The sequence below is a fragment of the Saccharothrix sp. 6-C genome (assembly GCF_016695385.1).
In the GTDB taxonomy this organism is placed as follows: Bacteria; Actinomycetota; Actinomycetes; order Mycobacteriales; family Pseudonocardiaceae; genus Actinosynnema; species Actinosynnema texasense.
Genome location: NZ_CP064192.1, coordinates 6,205,303 through 6,222,582, shown reverse-complemented (window position 1 = coordinate 6,222,582; position 17,280 = coordinate 6,205,303). Strand labels below are relative to the sequence as shown.

Here is a 17,280-nt window from a genome sequence, read left to right as displayed (position 1 = left end):
GCGTTCCGAACGTAGGACACGCGCGTTCTGGAGGTAGGACACGCGCGTTCTGGAGGTTGGACTCGCGTGGCGTGGAGGTTGGACTCTCGGCGGGCCTACGGTCGGGGGAGGGGGCCGTTGGCGGCTTGCCAGCGGGCCTGGTGGGCGGCGGCTTCGGCGGCGGCCACGGCTTCGGCGGCCGGGGGGAGCGGCTCGGCGCACCAGGCGCGCAGGACGGCGGCCAGCTCGGTGACGAAACGGGTGCCGGTCGGCGTCAGCTCGTCGCCGGCCAGCAGCGCCTCGGCGGTGATCAGGGCGGCCGAGCGCCAGCGCGCGTACTCGACCCGCGCGGCCATGCCGCGCCGGGCGCGCCAGAAACCGGCCACGCCCAGGTGCGCGTAGGTGCCGTGCAGCAGACCGGCCGCCGGCCGCGGGTCTTCCCGCCACGGCGCGTAGAACAAGGCGTCGCTGCCGGGTTTGACCAGCGCGAACAGGTCCGTCAACGCGACCAGCTTGCTGTGCTGCGCCTCGTGCGCGAGCGTCACGGCCAGCGTCTCCGCGTCCGGCGTCGGCGACAGGAACACGCACCCGAACGCGTCGGCCAACGTCGCGCTGCTCGTGCCCGTGGGCGACGACGGCATCGGCGTCAGCACCGACACGACCTCGGCGAACTCCGCGGCGAGCACCGGGTGGTCGGCGGTGAGCAGGTCCCACGCCGAGCCGAGGGCGTCCTGCCACCACGGCAGGTCGACCGACGACGCCACCGGCAGCTCGTCCGGCACGCCGCCGCCGGCCCACAGGTCCACCTGGAGCGAGTGCGCGCCCAAGCGGATCTCCGGCAACGGCTCGTAGGCCAGCCCCGGACCCACCACCACGCCCAGCGACGGCAGCGAGAACACCCGCGCCGGCGGGAACTCCAGGTCCACCGGCACACCCGCCCGCACCGCCGCCGCGGCCGCGGTGAACGCCAGCTCCGCCGGCCGCGCCTCGGCTCCCCGGCGCACCGCCAACGCCGTCCGCGTCGCCCATGCGCCGACCGACGGGTGGTCCAGCACCCGGTCCACCGCCTCCGGCGCGACCCGCGCCACCTCCCGCAGCAGCGAGAACGCCTCCCGCGCCGCCGGGTCCGCCGCGATGGACCTGATCATCAGCAACGTCCGGCTGCGCCGCGCCAGCCGCAGCGTCCGCACCGCCGCGCCGCCCCCGCCGCGGGCGAGGGCGGCGAAGTCGGAGGCGGAGACCCGGAACGGCCCGACCGTCACGCCAACGCCGCCAGGTCCGCCGCCACGCGCGTCCGCACGTGCCCGATCAGCCGCGCCAGGTCCGGGCAGTACACCGACGGCCGGTCGAACCCGGCCCCTTCCCGGAACCGGTGCGCCCGCAGCCCGCCGCCGCACGCCGACACCACCGGGCACCGGCGGCACTGCTCGGACAACCCGGCCAGGCCCGACCGCCCGGCGCGGACGTCCGGCAGGTCCAACGCCGCGTCGAACGGGTCGCGCGCCACGTGCAGCCCGGTCGCCGAGGCCGCCGGCGAGGACGACGCCAGGATGTCCGACGCCTCGACCGTGCCGTCGGTCTCCACCACCACCTGGGCCGACGGGCTCAACCCGATCCCCTCCACCCCGGAACGCCCGCCCAGCAGCACCGCCAGCAGCTCCTCGAACAGCCGCACGCGCGTCACCGGCCGGGCGTACCAGACGTCGAACACGGCGATCAGCCACTCCGCGTACGGCGTCGAGGCCGCGTCCGCGACGCGTCCCGGCGGCGGCGCCGACCAGTTGCCGTGCGGCAGCAGGAAGTCCACCGCGGGCGGCGTGAACCCGAGCAGCGACTCGTAGACGCGCACCGGGTCTTCGTCGAGGTCCACCACGCACAGCAGACCGCCGTACACCCCGGGGTAGGAGCGCATCGCCGTCAACGCGGCTCGCACCGCCGCCCAGCTGCCGCTGCCGTCCGGCCGCACGCGGTGCCGGTCGTGCGCCTGCGGCGTGCCGTCGACGCTCACGCCGACCCGGACGCCGTGCGCGGAGAACAGCTCCAGGAATCCGCGGTCGAGCAATGTCGCGTTCGTCTGCACGGCGAACCGCACCGGAACGGGCACGACCGAGCGGAACTGCGTGATGAGCGACTCGATCGCGGCCCGTCCGGCGAGCAGCGGCTCACCGCCGTGCAACACCACTTCGACTTCCGGCAACCCGTGCCCGCGCACGTGTTCCGCCACCCGTTCGGCGGTGTGCGCGACGATCTCCGGCGACATCGCCCTCGGTCGGGAGCGCCACCGCTGGTCGGCCAGTTCGTAGACGTAGCAGTAGTCGCACGCCAGGTTGCACCTGCCGTGCACCTTGAGCACGAACTGGCGGAACGGCAACCCATTCCCCGAGTCCACCGCCACCACCCCCCGGACATTCCCCCGCACCACAAGCAATCGAGAACCCCAGGAGCAATCAAACACAGCGCGCCGCCCGCTACCTCCGCCAATCGGTGGATTCCCGACGGTGACCGTTGTCGTTCACTACGATGGGAAGTGCGCCGCCGGCGTTCGCCGGCAATCAGGCGGCTGCGGTGAAAACCGCAGCATTGCGGTTAGGGGGTTGGTCGGAGATGACTGCCGAACCCGTCCTGGAGTCCGAGCTCCTGGACGTCACGGGCGTGGACCTGGCCCGGTTGGCGGAGCTGCCGGACACCGCGCTGCGCGCCGCGCTGCACCGGATCCTCGCGGAGAACGCGGAGCTGCCCAACCGGTTCGCGGCCTTCGAGAGCTCCTTGTGACCGCTGCCGTTCGGGTGAAACGCGGCTGAGTCGCGGGCGCGCGGCCCGCGTCACCGGTATTCCCAAGTCCCCCCGCCGCTCAGGAGCAGCAGATGAGCACCCCGCGCACCACACCTGGCCCCACCGGGGTCACCGCGTTCCTGTCGGCCACCGGAGGAACCGGCCGCACCAGCGCGGTGGCGAACCTGGCGTGGGTGCTGGCCGCGGCCGGGCAACGGGTCCTGGTCGTGGACTGGGGCTCCGAGGTGCCGCGGGTGCGCGAGTACCTGGAGCCGTTCCTGGTGGCCCGCCTCGGCCTGCCGGACGCGGTGGGCCGCGGGCTGCTGACCGCCTACCGCGCGGACCCGCTGGGCGAGGACGACCCGACGCCCGTCGTGGAGCGGTTCGCGCCGCCGGCGGGCGACGTCACGGTCCCCGGCCACATCGACGTGGTGTCGCCGATGCCGACCGACGCGGCGGGCAGGCCGCGGCCCGAGACCAGGCACGGCGACGCGGGCGCGATCGCCGAGCTGCGGGCCCGGCTGGCCGAGTCCGACTACGACCAGGTGCTGATCGACGCGCCGACCGGCGCGGGCGACGAGACGCTGACGCTGATCGCGACGCTGTGCGAGCTGGCCGTGGTGTGCTTCCGGCCGCGTCCCCGGGCCATCGCCGACGCCGCGGACCTGGCCGGTCGGCTGCGCAAGCGCGCCCCGATCCGGATCGACGTGGTGCCGGTGGCGACGTTGTTCGACGACGCCGACGAGCAGTCGCGGGCGCAGCGCATCCGGTCCGCGATCCGCGCCGCGTTCGCCGAGCTGCTGGCCGGGCAGGCGAAGCGGGTGCCCGACGGCGGCACGATCGAGATCCCCTACCGCCCGTTCGACGCGTTCGACCCGCTGCTGGCGATCCTGGTGGAGGAGCCGACCAGCGGCGGCGCGCTGGAGGCCCAGTACGGCAGGCTGGCCGCGGCGGTCACCGGCGGCGCGGTCACCGAGGTGGTCCCGGTGTCGTCGGTGCTGCGCTCCCGCTACCGGCGGGTGTTCGGGCTGACGTCGACCACCGAGCCGGACCGCGTGGCCCTGGTGTACGCGCCGCGTGACCGGGCCTGGGCGGACTGGGTGCGCGGCCAGTTGGAACGCGCGGGCGCGCAGGTGCGCCGGCTGGCGGAGGCGCGCGAGTGGTTCGAGGCGGCCGTGCCGCCGGGCGTGCTGATCCTGTCGTCGCCGCACCTGGGTCCGGTGGAGCTGCCCGCGCTGCCGCTGACCGTGCTGCGGCTGCGGTTGGCCGAGGACGGCCCCGCGGACGGCGGGCTGGACGTGCGCCGGCACACCCCGGAGACGTTGAGCGCCCGGCTGCTGAGCCACTTCGGCCTGATCGACCGGCCCGGCACGGTGCACGAGCCGGGCATGCGGGTGCCGGGCAGCGACCCGGGCGTGTTCGAGCTGCCGCCGCGCCACCCCGGTTTCGTCGGCCGCGACGAGGACCTGGAGGCGTTGCGCGACCAGTTCGCCGCGGCCGGCGACGAGCGCGCGGTGGTGACCGTGAACGGCGTGCCCGGCGTCGGCAAGAGCGAGCTGGCGCTGGAGTACGCCTACCGGTTCTCGTCGGACTACGCGGCGGTGTGGTGGCTGTCCGCGCACGACCGCCAGTCGGTGCTCACCGGCCTGGCCGAGCTGGCGGTCCGGCTGCGCCAGCCGGGCTCGACCGACTACGGCACGCTGTCCGCGCTGGAGCGGCTGTCGAACGACCCGGCGTACACGCGGTTCCTGCTGGTCTACGACAACGCCGACGACCCGGACGCGCTCGCCGACGTGCTGCCGGCCGGCGCCGGCGGACACGTGCTGATCACGTCGGGACCGGTGGACGGGCAGGCCGTCGAGCTGGTGCCGATGCGCGCGGAGGACAGCGTGCGCCTGCTGCTGGACCGCGTGCCGGGGCTGACCCCGGAGGACGCCGGTCAGGTCGCGGACGCCGTCGGCCACCTGCCGCTGGCGCTGGACCTGGCGTCGTCGTGGCTGGCCGAGACGGCGCGGACCGAGGTCGGCATGGGGTCCCGGGACTCCGACGCCGCCGCCTGGGCCACCCGCACCCTGTTCGAACGCCTCGGCCGGTCCGAACCGGACGGTGTGGCGCGGGTCGTCGACGTCGCGGTCGACGCGTTGCGGGACAACGCGACCGGCCGGTTGGCGGTGCTGGTCGCGGAGCTGGCCGCGTTCCTGTCGCCGGAGGGCGCGGACCTCGGCCTGGTGCGCTCGCCCGCGTTCCTGGCCAGGGTGATCGCCGCGGGCGGCGTGGACGCCGAGCCGTTGGAGCTCGACGCCGCCGAGATCGACCGGGTGCTCTGGTACGGCGCGCGGTACGGGCTGTTCCGCGTCGACTGGGGCGACCAGTACTCGCTGCGCATGCACCGCGTGGTGCAGCGCGCGTTACGCGGCCGCATGTCGCCGACCGAGCGGGAGGAGCGGCGGGCCGACGTGCTCGCCGCGCTGGCCGCGTTGGCCCCGACCGAGGTCGAGGGCGAGTCGCCGACCCGGCACGCCCGGTTCGCCGAGCTGCAGAAGCACGTCATCCCCTCCGGCGCGTTGGCGGGCGACGACCTGAAGGTGCGCCGCTGGCTGGTCAACCAGGTGCGGTTCCTGTTCACCGACGGCGGCGCGGGCGTGCGCCGGGCCGCGCTGGAGCCGGGCCGGGCCCTGCTGGACGCGTGGACCGAGCGGTTCGGCCCGGCCGACCCGCTGCGCAACCGGCTGGCCACCGAGCTGGCCAACGTGCACCGCGTGCTCGGCGAGCCGACCGAGGCGCTGCGGCTGGACGACCTGGCGCTGGCCCAGCAGCGGCGCGCGCTGGACCTGACCCACCCGCGCCCGCTGATCACCGCCCGCGGCCGCGGCGGCGACCTGCGCGGGCTCGGCCTGTTCGCCGAGGCGCTGGCCGAGGACCAGGCCACCTGGGAGGGCCTGCGCACGGTGCTCGGCGAAGACCACCCGGACACCCGCAGCGCGGCGAACAACCTGGCGTCCTCCATGTTCCTGTCCGGTGACGCGGCGGGCGCGCTCGCGCTGGAGGAGGACAACTACCGCAGGCGCAGGCGGCTGTTCGGCACGGGCGACGCGCGGACGTGGGCGACCCTCGCGCAGATCGGGCTGTACCAGCGGGAGCTGGGCCGCTACCCGGAGGCGCTGGACTCGTTGCTGTACGCCTCGCAGCAGTTGCAGGCGCTGCGGCACGAGCTGAACCAGGTGCAGATCGGCGTGCAGTGGAACCGCGCCATCGCGCTGCGCCTGGTCGGACGCGCCAAGGAGGCCAAGGAACGCACCGGCAAGGCGTTGCGGGACTACCGCGAGGTCCTCGGCGCGCACCACCCGTACACGCTGGGCTGCGCGTTGAGCTTTGCCGCCGACCACCGGCGCGTCGGCGTCGACCCGGAGCTGGCCGTCGAGCTCGCCCGCACCGCCCTGACCGGCTTCCAGCAGCACGTCGGCCTGCGCGACGACCACCCGTTCGTGGCGCTGTGCAAGCTGGGCTACGGGCTGGCGCTGCGCGCGGCGGGCGATCCGGCGGGCGCGGTGAGCCAGGTGGAGGCCGCGACGCGGACGTTGCGCTCACGGCTCGGCGACACGCACCCGTGGACGTTGGCGGCGGCCGTCGACGAGGCCCGGGTGCACGCGGCGGCCGGTGACGCGGAGCGGGCCGCCGAACTGATCGCCGAGGCGCACACCGACTGCCTGGAGTTCCTGGGGCACGATCACCCGCACACCGCCGCGGCGGCGCACAACCTGCGACTCGCGGCCCACCCGACCGACCAGGACTGGCGGGAGTGCGATGTCGACGTCCCGCACACCTGACCGCGCAGGAGGGAGTGGCGTGGAGCTGCACGAGGAGCAGGCCGAGCACGTGGGCCCGGAGTTCGACCTGGCCCGGCAGGCGTGCCACGCAGCGATCGCGGAGACACCCGCGCTGCACTACCTCGCGCACTACAGCAGCGGTGTGTTCGACTTCGGCATGGACGCCCTCGGCGACCCGCCGCCCACGCCGGACGCGCTGCCCGGCGGCACCCGCCGCGAGGAGCTCAAGCGGCTGGGCAGGCACCTCACGTTCCAGGTCGCCACGCTGGACCGGACGTTGCAGGAGGTGCGCACGGGCCGGCTGATCCGCACCGTGCTGCACACCGAGGAGGGCGCGCTGTTCTGCGACTCCGTGGTGCCGACCGAGCACGTCGTCGGACTGGTGCTGGACCACACGGGCGCCGGGCCGCTGCTCGGCCACCCCGCCGTGGAGGAGGCGGACCGGGCGGTGGCCGGGCTCGCCACCCGGTTGCGCGCCCAGCTCAGCCTCGGCTCGCTCAACCCCGGGGGGTGGGAGAGCGCGCAGGACGTCGCGCCGCTGCCGGTGGGCGAGGAGGTGGTCGCGCACGTGACGGTGGGCGAGGAGGCGGGCGCGCACGTGACGGCGGGGGAGGGGCCGCTGACCGCGTGCCTGGCGGCGGTGCGGGCGCAGGACCTGCACCTGGTCGCGCACGTGGACGGCGGCGAGGTGCGGGCCATGGTCGACTGCCTCGGCGACCCGTCGCTGGCGCCGTTCTTCAAGCAGGTCACGGTGGACGCGCGGCGCCGGTTCTACCACGGTCTCGCGCAGGAGTTCGGCGCGTTGACGACGAAGCTGAACCGGGCCGTGAACCCCGTCGTCGGCGGGCTGATGGCCCGGCTCGTGCTGGACGTCGAGATGGGCGCGATCTACTACTACCGGTTGCGCGCCGGCGAATACCTGGTCGGCGTGACGATCGACCAGGCACGCGTGCGGGCGGCGGATGATCGAATGTCCGCGTTGGCGGAAGAACTCACTCCAATCGGTCCTTGAACGCTCATCCACCGGTGCCTACCGTGGAATGGTGACGCCCGTGATCCGCTCGGCCGCGCTCCTCTCGGCGCTTGGCGCGGGCTGGCTCGTCGCCTGGCAGTTCGGACTTCGTGATGTCGACCGGTCGCCGGTGTACGGGTTCTTCATCAGCGCGCTGCTCGGATTCGGTTTGTACGCGAGCACCAGCGGGATCGTGATCGCGGAATTCCGCAGGCAACTGCGCACGGTGGTGCTGGCGGTCACGATCGGCGTGCTGGCGAAAGTCGCGCTGATCTTCGGCGTGATGTTCTTCGCGTTCCGCGACCCGACCCACCTGGTCCTCGCGGTGGCGGTGGCGCAGATCGACCCGCTGTCGGTCGCCGCGATGCACGCGAAGTCGCGGATGTCGGACTCGGCGAAGGCGCTGCTGTCGGCGTGGGCGTCGTTCGACGACCCGATCACGGTGCTGCTCACGGTCTACATCACCGCGTTCGCGCTCGGGGGCGGCGCGGTCGGCGGCGTGGGCTCGTTCGCGGTCGACCTGGTGCTGAACCTGGCGCTGGCCGGGGTGGCGTTCATGCTGTGGACCCTGGTGCGCGGGCGGGTGCGGCGGGCCGAGGCCGGTGGCCGCGCGGTCCGGTACGCGGTGCGCGCGGTGATGGTGGTGGCGGTGCTCGCCATCGGTTTCGTCGCGGTGCGGCACTCGCTGCTGCCGGCGCTGGCGGTGCTGGGCCTGTTCTTCCGGCCGAACCTGGGCCGGTGGGTGGACGGGCTGGCGCAGGCGGGCATGTTCCTGGCCATCGCCGCGGTCGGGCTGGTGCTGGCCGCCGAGTTCAGCTGGGCGCTGGCCGGGGTCGGCGCGGTGCTCGGCGCGGCGGCGTTCGGCGCGCAGGCCGTGGTGGCGTTCGGGCTGACGGTGCCGAAGCGGTGGCGCGGCGACCGGGTGCGGCTGGCGCTGGGCCAGCAGAACGGGCTGACCGCGATCATCCTGGCGCTGCTGCTGGAACCGGTGTTCCCGGGCGTCATCGCGGTGGTGGCGCCGGCCGTCGTGGTGGTGAACCTGCTGCACGCCGTGTCGAACGGCGCCTACGACCGCTGGTCGGCGGCCCGTCAGGCGACCGCTCCGCCGGTGCCCGTGCGCCGGCCGACGCGCGTGCCGAGGGTGCCGCTCAAGCCCGCGCCCGCGCCGCAGACGGCGACGGCCTACCGGGTCAAGCCCACGCCCTGAGCGGCCGCGCCCACGCCCTGGGCGTCGGCGCTCACGCCGGGGACGAGCGGAAGACCGCGCGCCGCACGCGCGGGCTCAGGTTGCGCAACGCCTCGTGCACGCGGGCGCGGCGCGAGCCCTGGCCCACCTCGGCCACCAGCCCGCCCGCCCGCGCCGACCACGGCGGCAGCTTGAACAGCGGGTCCAGCAGGAACAGCGGCAGGAACTCGACGATCCCGTCGTAGATGCCGCACAGCTCCTCCAGCCGGTCCTGCGCGTCACCGTCCTCGGGCGCCTGGTACCACTGCGACACCGCGGCCCGGAACGCCTGCACGGCCTTGCGCATGAACTCCGCCTGCGCGGCGGCCTGGGTGAACTCCGGTGTCCGCAGCCGCCGGTGCACGGCCTCCTGGGTGGTCGTCGGCGCGTGGTCGAACGCCTCCTCGAACATCACGTCGACCTGCGTCAGGTCCTCCAACGCGTCCACCGCGTCCCGGAACAGCCGCTCCACCTCGCCGGGCAGCCTGCTCGCCGCCGCCTCCGCCGCGCGGCCCGGCGGGCCGCCCGCCAACGCGCCGAGCTGCCGCTGGATCGCGCCGAGCTGCCGGTCCGACGACGCCCGCACCCCGTCCATGTGCTCGGCCAGGTGCTCGATGAACCCGTAGATGCTCGACTGCTGCTTGGCCAGCTGGTCCATCCGCCACCGCAGCGCCGACAGCGGGTCCGCGTCGCCCGGCGGTCGCCGCGACGCGCTCACCAGCGACTTGAAGTCGTCGGCGAACGTCCGGTCGACGTACACCAGCGGCTCGCGGCCGAGCAGCTCCCGCAGCTGGATCGCCACGCCGTCCGCCACCACGCCGTTGACCAGCAGGATCAACTCGGCGTCCGGCTCGGCCTCGCGCACCGCGGAGATCCGCCGCCGCACCGCGCCGAGGTCCCCGTTCTCCAGCAGGGACCGGGTGATCAGCACGGCGCAGCCGGTCGTGTGCTCGGGGAAGGTGACCCAGAAGTCGGCGAGCGAGTCCTCGACCGTGCCGAGCAGGTGCCGGTGCAGGTAGTCGAGGCCGTTCGCGTCCAGCAGCCGGCGGACCACGCCGTCGACGTCGTCGGAGCTCAACGACCCGAACAGGTCGCGCGCCGCCTGCCGCACCATGTCCTCGGTGACCGCGAACTCGTGGCCGGGCGTGCGGGACAGGTCGTCGGCCATCCGGAACACCCGGTGGCACAGCCGGATCACGTTGCGGGCGTTGCCCCTGGCGAGGTCGCGCAGGTACCGCGTGGTGTCGACGGTGAACGGCGCGAGCTGCCGAGAGCCGAACACCTGCTCCTGCGCCAGCTCGACGAACTCGCGCACCTCGCCCTGGCTGAGCCCCGACATGACCACCGTGTACGGGATGCGCTGCCGCACCGCCGCGGGCAGCACGGACTTGAAGTCCGGCAGCCCGCACAGCACCAGGCACGCGCCTGCCTTGGCGAACACCTGCAACAACGTCTGGAACGCGGCCATGGTCCGGGCCTGCGGGCGGCTGTCGGCGGAGAAGATCTTGTCCAGCTCGTCGACCGCCAGCACGAACCGCCGCTGCCGGCCGCCGAACAGCAGGGCGAACACGCCCATCGCCTCCAGCGCGGCCACCTCGGTGTCGATCGGCGTGTCGATGCCGCGTTCCACCAGCACCTGGTCCGGCGCGCCGCCGAGCAGCCACGACCACACCGAGTGCTCGAACCCCGGCCGCAGCAGCAGGGTGAGCGCGGTGCCGAAGTCCTTGTCGTTGGTCACCTCGCGCAGCGTGTCCTGGACCTTGCGCAGCAACGCGCTCTCCATCAGGCCCAGCCGTTCGACGACCTCCTGCGGCTCCAGCTGCCTGCTGCCCAGCCACTCCAGCATGTCGCTGGTCAGGCCGCTGCTCTGCAACGAGTCCGCGACGATGTCCGCGTAGTACTCGCTGACCTGCGCCCGCACGCCCTCGCGGCCGAGCTTCTGCATGAACCGCCGGTACAGCTCGATGAAGCTCTCCGCGGTCGCGTCGAGGTACAGCGCGTGCGTCGGGTCGGCCAGCACCTGCCGGGCGTGCCGGACCAGCCGCACGGCGAGGTGCGTCTTGCCGGTGCCGTAGTCGCCGAGCACGGCCACCACGGTGCCGGTGCGGTCACGGCCGCCGCGCGCGGGCGGCGCGTCCAGGTAGGACGTGAGGTGCGCGAGCGCCTGCCGCGTCGCGTCGGTGGTGATCGCCACGTCGACCGCGTCGGGGTCGGCGTCGAAGTCCGTGATCCGGGCGACCGCCATCGGCGAGAAGGGGTTCTTCCGCGAGGGCGGGAGATCGCTGCGGTCGCTCATGGCCCATTCACCGGTCCATTCCGGGACTTCGTGTTCAAGAACGCCCTGATGTCCTCGACGGTCACCAGGTCGGTCTCGCTGTACCCTAGTCCCGTGTCACGTTTGTGCTCGTAAGTGCCATGTAAAAATCTTTGCAGCATGGCGACCGATTGGCAGTGCTTGGCCACCAATTCGATCGCGCCATCACTCATCCGTGGATAACTGCCCGCTTCCGCGTGGCGCGCCAGCCGGTCCTCGGCGAATCGTTGCGCGTCACCGGTGTCGAGCGGGCCGACGTGCAGGGCGATCGGCGGCACCCAGGTTTCCAGTTGCCGCACGACGTCGGCCACCTCGTCCGTGCTCAAATACGCGGATTCGGTGAGGAACAGCACTTTCGCGCTGTTGAGCGTCCGGGTGTAGCGGATCACCTCGTCCACCAGCTCGTTCGGGCTGGGCAGCAGCACGATCAGGGCGACGTCCTCGCGCAGCGCCTGGCCGAGGCGGGGGAACACGCGGCGCGGCACGTCCCGGACCGCGTCCAGCCGGTCCTCGCTCTCCTGGCGCAGCGCGCCCGCGTCCACGAGCAGGTCGAACATCCGGTCGCACACCTCGGCGGTGCGCTGGTCGATGGACAGCTCCTGGTCGGTCGGCAGGCAGCCGGTCAGGTCGAGCACGAGGCCCCGCATGTCCCGCCGGCCGAGCTCGCCGACGACCCAGTCCGCGCACCGGTTGACCAACGCGGTCTTGCCGCACCCGGACTCGCCGGTGACCAGCGCCAGGCGCCCGTACTCCAGCAGGACGCCCAGGTCGCCCATCTCCTGGCGGAACAGGTCGAAGGCTTCCTCGGTGCCGTCGACGGGCACGTAGTAGTCGCGGTGCGCCGGCCGGTGCCACGGGCGCAGCGGGCGCATCGGCGTGCTCTCCCAGCCCGGCAGCGGGAACGGGTTGACCCGGGGCGCGGTCACCACGGCGCCACCGACCCGGTCACGCGCGGCAGCGCGGCGGCTCGACCGGCCCGCCCGCCGTCCATGCCCACCCCCGTCGCCTCGCGGCGGCCTAGCGAAAGCTTCAGCCTACCGACGGAGAGTCGCACACGGGCACGGATCCGTTAACCGGCGCACCCCGTTCGGCCCATCCCGGTTGGTGCTGCCGGGACTGGCCGCGGTGGCCGCGGTCGACGCTGAGGTGATCACCCGCGGCGAACGGGCTCACCAGGGCGAGGGCGCGTAGTCCTTCAGGAAGCAGCCGTACAGGTCCTCGCCCAGCTCGCCGCGCACGATCGGGTCGTAGACCCTGGCCGCGCCGTCGACCAGGTCCAGCGGCGCGTGGAAGCCCTCGGCGGCCAGCCGCATCTTGGTCGGGTGCGGCCGCTCGTCGGTGATCCAGCCGGTGTCGACGGCGGTCATGAGGATGCCGTCCTCGGTCAGCATCTCCTCGGCGCTGGTGCGGGTCAGCATGTTCAACGCGGCCTTGGCCATGTTCGTGTGCGGGTGGCCCGGGCCCTTGTAGGCGCGGCTGAACTGGCCTTCCATCGCCGAGACGTTCACCACGTACTTGCGGCGCGCGGGCGAGGCGGCCATCGCCGGCCGCAGCCGGGAGATCAGGATGAACGGCGCGGTGCTGTTGCACAGCTGCACTTCCAGCAGCTCGACCGGGTCCACCTCGTCGACCCGCTGCACCCAGCTGTTGACCGGCGCCTCGTCGGGCACCAGGCCGCCCGCGTCGATCTCCCGGGACCCGGCGGTCAGCGCCAGGGCCGTGACCGCCGGGATGGTGTCGGCCAACGTGCCCGCCAGTGCCACCGGGTGCGCGGACGTGGTGTGCCCGAAGGTGACCAGCTCGGGCAGTGCGCCGGACGGCAGCCGGCTCGGGTTGAGCGGTTCCGCCTCGGCGGCCACCAGCGGCGCGTAGGCGTCGGCCGAGCGGCGCACGGTCTGCGCGGCGTTGTTGATCAGGATGTCGAGCGGTCCGGCGGCGGCCACCGAGTCGGCCAGCTGCACGACCTGGGCCGGGTCGCGCAGGTCGATGCCGACCACGCGCAGCCGGTGCAGCCAGTCGGCGCTGTCGGGCATGGACGCGAACCGGCGCACCGCGTCGCGCGGGAACCGGGTGGTGATGGTGGTGTGCGCGCCGTCTCGCAGCAGCCGCAGCGCGATGTACATGCCGATCTTGGCGCGGCCGCCGGTGAGCAGGGCGCGCTTGCCGGTCAGGTCCGCGCCCTGGTCGCGCTTGGCCCGGTTCAGCGCCGCGCAGTCCGGGCACAGCTGGTGGTAGAACGCGTCGACCTCGGTGTACCGCTTCTTGCACGTGTAGCAGGACCGGGCGCGCAGCAACGTGCCCGCCTTCGCGCCGGGCTCCGGCTCCCGCAGCAGCACGCCGCGGGTCTCGTCGTCGATGCGGGACGGCGAGCCGGTCGCGGTCGCCTCGATGACGGCGCGGTCGGCGGCCGTGACGGTGGCCCGGCGGTCGGCCTTGCGGCGCTTGCGGAGGCTCTTCCAGATGCCGGCGGTGGCCCGGCGGACGGCTACCGCGTCCGGGTGCTCGGTGTCCAGTTCGTCCACTTGGGCGAGCACCCTTAGGGCGATTTGCAGTTCGGCGGGGTCAATCGACACGTCCAGCACTCTACCTGCGGTGAAATCCGACCCCGGACGGGTGAAATTCACGTGAGCCGGCGCTAGGGTGCCCGGCATGCCTACAGCGGGTACCGGGCCGCGGGTGCGGCGACTGGCCCATCCCGACGCCGACATCCGGGCGCGTGCCCTCGGCCTGCCGCGTGGCCGCCCGGTCCTGGCGGTGTTCGGCTCGGCCGACGCGCTGAGCACCGACCTCGCCGCCGCCGTGCTCCCGGTGCTGCGCGCGGTGCTCGCGACGGCGGCCGGTTCGGACGCGGTCGTGGTCACGGCGGGTGCGGACGTGGGCGTCACGCACCTGGTCGGCCTGGCCGCCGAGTCGCTGGAGGGCCGGTGGCCGCGGTTGGTCGGCGTCGCGCCGTCCGGTCGGGTCGCGGCGGAGGACGCGGAGCCCGCGGCCGGTGAGGTGCGGCTCAACGTGAACCACGACACGGCGGTGCTCGTGCCGGGGTCGAAGTGGGGCGAGGAGCTGCCCGCGCTGTTCCGCGCGGTGGACGCCGTGACCGGGCCGAAGCGCCCGGCGCTCGCGGTGCTGGTCGGCGGCGGCGAGGTGGCGCGGGCCGCCCTGGTCGACCACCTGGGCCGCGACCGGCCGCTGCTCGTGCTCGCCGGCACGGGCGGGCTGGCCGACGAGATCGCGAGCGGCAAACCCGCGACCGCCCCCACCGCCGAGCCCGCTGCCACGCCCGATGCCGCCACGCCCGATGCCGCCGCCGGTGTGGAGGGCGCGGTCGCCGAGGTCGAGACCGCGAAGGGCTCGACCGCCGCCATCCCCGCACCACCCGCCGCCACGCCCGCCGGGTCCGTCACGCAGGCGGTGGTCGCCGAGCGCGACGACGACCTCGCCGTGCTGGTGCGCAGCGGCCAGGTCGCCGTGGTGCACCTGGACGAAGGCGCGGACAAGGTGGCGGCCGTGTTGCGGCGCGTGCTGGGCAACCGGCCCGGCGCCAAGCTGCACGCCGACGTGCCGCCGCCCGCCGTGTGGCCCCGGGTGCGGTTCCGCGCGCCCGAGCCGCACCCCGTGATCGACCCCGGCTACGTGCTGGACTACCCGCTGCTGGCCGACGCGATCCACGAGGCCAACCAGGTGGTGGCCCCCGTGCTGCACGAGTGCGAGGTCGCGGCCCTCCGCGCCCGCGACCGCGCCCGCCTGCTGGTGGTGCTCGCCATCGCCGCCGGGTTCGGCACCACGGTGTTCGCCGCGTTGCAGGTCTGGCTGCGCGACGAGCCGTGGCCCGGTGTGCTGCTCGCCGTGTCCGGCGCGGCGGCGGCGGTGCTCGCGGTCGTGGCGCGGTCCGGCGAGGACCCCGACGCCAAGGTCCGGGCCGAGCAGCTGCGCGCCCTGTACTTCGACCACCTCGCCGCACCACCCGCCGTCGACGACGCCGAGCGCGATGAGCGCGCCCGTGAGTTGGCGACGGCCGTGGCGCGGCTCCGGCACGAATCGGTGAGCCGCACATGACCCGAGCCGCGACGGTGGTCGACGACCACCGCGAGCAGTTCCTCCGCGCCTACCTGCGGCACCGGGTCGGCGAACGCCTCGCCGGGTTCGAGCAGGCCCAGGCCCGCTACACCGCCGCCCGCCGGTGGACCACGGGCCTGTCGGTGCTGCTGTTCACCGCGGCGGCGGCGTTGGGCGCGGTGGCCGTGGCCGACGACGGGCGGCGCGCGCTGTGGGCGTTCCTGGCGACGGTCGCGGCGGCGTCGGCCACCGCGATCACCGTCTACGAGGCCGCGTTCTCGTTCCGCGCGCTGTCCCGCCGGTCCGCGAACGGCGTGGCGTTGCTGCACCTGCTGCAAGCGCACGGCGCGCCCGAGGGCGAGGACGGCGTCAACGCGTTCCGCACCGAGGTGGAGAGCGTGCTGCGGCACGCCGACCGCTGACCGGCCGCCCGGGTTTCGCGTTCCCGAAGGACGAGCGGACCGCGCCGGTGGCCGCGCCGCCGGCCGGGTCCCGCCCGCCCGCACGCTCCGACCTGCGGTACGGCCGGGTCGGACGCGCGCCGGCGCGGCTCGGCGGGGGACAGCCGACCGAACCCGCCGCGCGCTCGTGGCGAACGAGCGTGCTCAAGCGTGTGGCCGCCGCGCACGGTGATCTATAGGTTCTGGCGGTGGGCCGTTCGGTGGCAATGGGTTTCCGCCCCGGCGTGCCGTGGCGATAACCTCCGGCGCCCCGCGCCCGAGCGTTCGCCGTTGACAACGTCGGATTCCGGTCGGCGCTGGGAGAGCAACCGTGGGACACGTGGAGCCTGCCGCCGTGGTGGGGCGATAGCCGTGGAGATGCGCCGACTCGACCCGGGCGAGCTGGTCCGGGACAGCGGGCTGGTGGCCCGCAGGCTGATGCCGTGGCCGCTGGTGAACGCGCCGTTCGACGGTTCGTGGTGCGTGGTGCAGCCGGGCGCGGCGTCGAACACGCACGCCCACCGCGAGCACGAGGTCTGGGTGGCCGTCCAGGGCGCGGCGGAGATCGTCACCGACGAGGGCCGGTCGCCGTTCGCGGCGGGCGACATCGTGCACTTCCGCCCGTACGAGGAGCACCAGCTCGTCAACGACGGCGAGGCCGACTTCCAGTTCTTCGCCGCCTGGTGGGACGTGGAGATGGCCGAGCGGTTCAGCGCGCGCGACGAAGACGCCCGCTGAACCGCCCTGCCCGCGGAACCGCGCAACGGGCATTGTCGTCACAGTCGCGTCTCTGTTGGTGAACCTTCAACGCGACCGGGGGTCGGGGTGGAGTTCCGGATCCTGGGCCCGGTCGAGGTCCGGCGGGACGGCGCGCAGCCGGGTCCGCTGCGGCGCAAGCCGAGCCAGGTCCTGGCCGTGCTCGCGGCGCACTGCGGCAGACCGGTGCCGGTGGACCGGCTGCTCGACCTGGTGTGGGGCGACGACCTGCCGCCGCGCGCCCGCAAGTCGCTCCAGGTGCACGTCTCCGCGCTGCGCGGCGCGGGCGTGCCGGTGACGCACCAGGACGCCGGGTACGTGCTGCGGGCCGAACCGGACCAGGTGGACGCCCTGCGGTTCCGCGACCTGACCGCGCGGGCCGCCCGCACCGACGACCTGGAGCACCGGCGCGACCTCTACACCCGGGCGCTGGCGCTGTGGCGCGGCACGCCGCTGGCCGGCGCGGCCTCCGAACCGCTGCGGGCCTGGCTCTGCGCGCCGCTGGAAGCCCACCACCTGGCCACCCTGGAAGCGGCCATCGACACCGACCTGGCACTGGGCAGGCACGCCCAGGCGGCGGAGGCGCTGACCCCGCTGGTGGCCGAGCACCCGTTCTCCGAGAACCTGCGCTACCAGCTCATGACGGCGCTGCTGGCGTGCGGCCGCAGGACCGAGGCGCTGCGCGTCTTCCAGGACGTCCGCCGCACCCTGGCCGACGAGCTCGGCGTGCCACCCGGACCGCAACTGCGCGAGCTGTACCGCGATGCGCTGGGCGTTTAGGCGGCGCTTAACCGCACGCCGCTACCTTCGCCGAGCCGGGACGACCGGCGACGAGAGGACTCCGGGCCGCGGACCAGTGCCGGGCGGCACCCAGGCCCGCGGCCCGGGACCTCGACGCGCCG

13 protein-coding genes are annotated in these 17,280 nt (G+C 74.2%); 8 read left to right on the top strand and 5 right to left on the bottom strand.

The annotated features are described in order from the left end of the window. Positions 1-95 precede the first annotated feature (95 nt). Positions 96-1,241 (bottom strand): aKG-HExxH-type peptide beta-hydroxylase, encoded by a 1,146-nt coding sequence (locus IOD16_RS25990; RefSeq protein ID WP_201436489.1) that lies wholly within the window; start codon positions 1,239-1,241, stop codon positions 96-98. After that, positions 1,238-2,368, bottom strand: coding sequence for an FxsB family cyclophane-forming radical SAM/SPASM peptide maturase (locus IOD16_RS25985; protein WP_201436488.1), 1,131 nt, complete (start codon positions 2,366-2,368; stop codon positions 1,238-1,240). Before IOD16_RS25985 ends, IOD16_RS25990 begins: the two co-directional genes overlap by 4 nt. A 215-nt stretch (positions 2,369-2,583) precedes the next feature. On the opposite strand from IOD16_RS25985, the gene fxsA reads away from it, so the two are divergent. From fxsA to IOD16_RS25965, 4 genes are all read left to right on the top strand, one after another. Beyond that, positions 2,584-2,751 (top strand): FxSxx-COOH cyclophane-containing RiPP peptide, encoded by a 168-nt coding sequence (gene fxsA, locus IOD16_RS25980; RefSeq protein ID WP_170185280.1) that lies wholly within the window; start codon positions 2,584-2,586, stop codon positions 2,749-2,751. A 92-nt stretch (positions 2,752-2,843) separates the two neighbouring features. Beyond that, the gene (gene fxsT / locus IOD16_RS25975) at positions 2,844-6,578 is read left to right on the top strand and encodes an FxSxx-COOH system tetratricopeptide repeat protein (protein ID WP_201436487.1); all 3,735 of its coding nucleotides are present in this window, start codon (positions 2,844-2,846) and stop codon (positions 6,576-6,578) included. A 19-nt stretch (positions 6,579-6,597) separates the two neighbouring features. Beyond that, positions 6,598-7,590 (top strand): hypothetical protein, encoded by a 993-nt coding sequence (locus IOD16_RS25970; protein WP_123746497.1) that lies wholly within the window; start codon positions 6,598-6,600, stop codon positions 7,588-7,590. Positions 7,591-7,621: 31 nt separating this feature from the next. Further along, on the top strand, positions 7,622-8,797 hold the full coding sequence (locus IOD16_RS25965) for a hypothetical protein (protein ID WP_148088980.1): 1,176 nt from the start codon (positions 7,622-7,624) through the stop codon (positions 8,795-8,797). A gap of 31 nt (positions 8,798-8,828) precedes the next feature. Here IOD16_RS25965 and IOD16_RS25960 read toward each other — a convergent pair whose 3' ends face one another. The 3 genes from IOD16_RS25960 to IOD16_RS25950 form a co-directional block, all read right to left on the bottom strand. Next, the gene (locus IOD16_RS25960) at positions 8,829-11,111 is read right to left on the bottom strand and encodes a hypothetical protein (protein WP_201436486.1); all 2,283 of its coding nucleotides are present in this window, start codon (positions 11,109-11,111) and stop codon (positions 8,829-8,831) included. Continuing rightward, on the bottom strand, positions 11,108-12,058 hold the full coding sequence (locus IOD16_RS25955) for a hypothetical protein (RefSeq protein ID WP_123746500.1): 951 nt from the start codon (positions 12,056-12,058) through the stop codon (positions 11,108-11,110). The genes IOD16_RS25960 and IOD16_RS25955 overlap by 4 nt, the downstream gene beginning before the upstream one ends. Before the next feature lie 240 nt (positions 12,059-12,298). Continuing rightward, positions 12,299-13,702, bottom strand: a complete 1,404-nt coding sequence (locus tag IOD16_RS25950) for an SDR family NAD(P)-dependent oxidoreductase (protein ID WP_236594388.1) — start codon at positions 13,700-13,702, stop codon at positions 12,299-12,301. A 76-nt stretch (positions 13,703-13,778) separates the two neighbouring features. Here IOD16_RS25950 and IOD16_RS25945 point away from each other — a divergent pair, with 76 nt between their 5' ends. From IOD16_RS25945 to IOD16_RS25930, 4 genes are all read left to right on the top strand, one after another. Further along, a complete protein-coding gene (locus tag IOD16_RS25945) occupies positions 13,779-15,182 on the top strand; it encodes a hypothetical protein (protein ID WP_201436484.1) in 1,404 nt (467 codons plus the stop codon). Next, positions 15,179-15,604: a hypothetical protein gene (locus IOD16_RS25940; protein ID WP_123746503.1), complete on the top strand. Its 426-nt coding sequence runs from the start codon at positions 15,179-15,181 to the stop codon at positions 15,602-15,604. The genes IOD16_RS25945 and IOD16_RS25940 overlap by 4 nt, the downstream gene beginning before the upstream one ends. A gap of 396 nt (positions 15,605-16,000) precedes the next feature. Then, positions 16,001-16,360, top strand: coding sequence for a cupin domain-containing protein (locus IOD16_RS25935; protein ID WP_123748481.1), 360 nt, complete (start codon positions 16,001-16,003; stop codon positions 16,358-16,360). Positions 16,361-16,447: 87 nt separating this feature from the next. Continuing rightward, the gene (locus IOD16_RS25930; RefSeq protein WP_123746504.1) at positions 16,448-17,158 is read left to right on the top strand and encodes an AfsR/SARP family transcriptional regulator; all 711 of its coding nucleotides are present in this window, start codon (positions 16,448-16,450) and stop codon (positions 17,156-17,158) included. The last annotated feature ends 122 nt before the right edge of the window (positions 17,159-17,280 follow it).

Excerpts from the sequence above, each read along its gene's own strand:
- IOD16_RS25935 (WP_123748481.1), top strand. The coding sequence starts at position 16,001 with ATGCGCCGACTCGACCCGGGCGAGCTGGTCCGGGACAGCGGGCTGGTG.
- IOD16_RS25945 (WP_201436484.1), top strand. The coding sequence starts at position 13,779 with ATGCCTACAGCGGGTACCGGGCCGCGGGTGCGGCGACTGGCCCATCCC.
- IOD16_RS25960 (WP_201436486.1), bottom strand. The coding sequence starts at position 11,111 with ATGAGCGACCGCAGCGATCTCCCGCCCTCGCGGAAGAACCCCTTCTCG.
- fxsT (WP_201436487.1), top strand. The coding sequence starts at position 2,844 with ATGAGCACCCCGCGCACCACACCTGGCCCCACCGGGGTCACCGCGTTC.
- fxsA (WP_170185280.1), top strand. The coding sequence starts at position 2,584 with ATGACTGCCGAACCCGTCCTGGAGTCCGAGCTCCTGGACGTCACGGGC.
- IOD16_RS25940 (WP_123746503.1), top strand. The coding sequence starts at position 15,179 with ATGACCCGAGCCGCGACGGTGGTCGACGACCACCGCGAGCAGTTCCTC.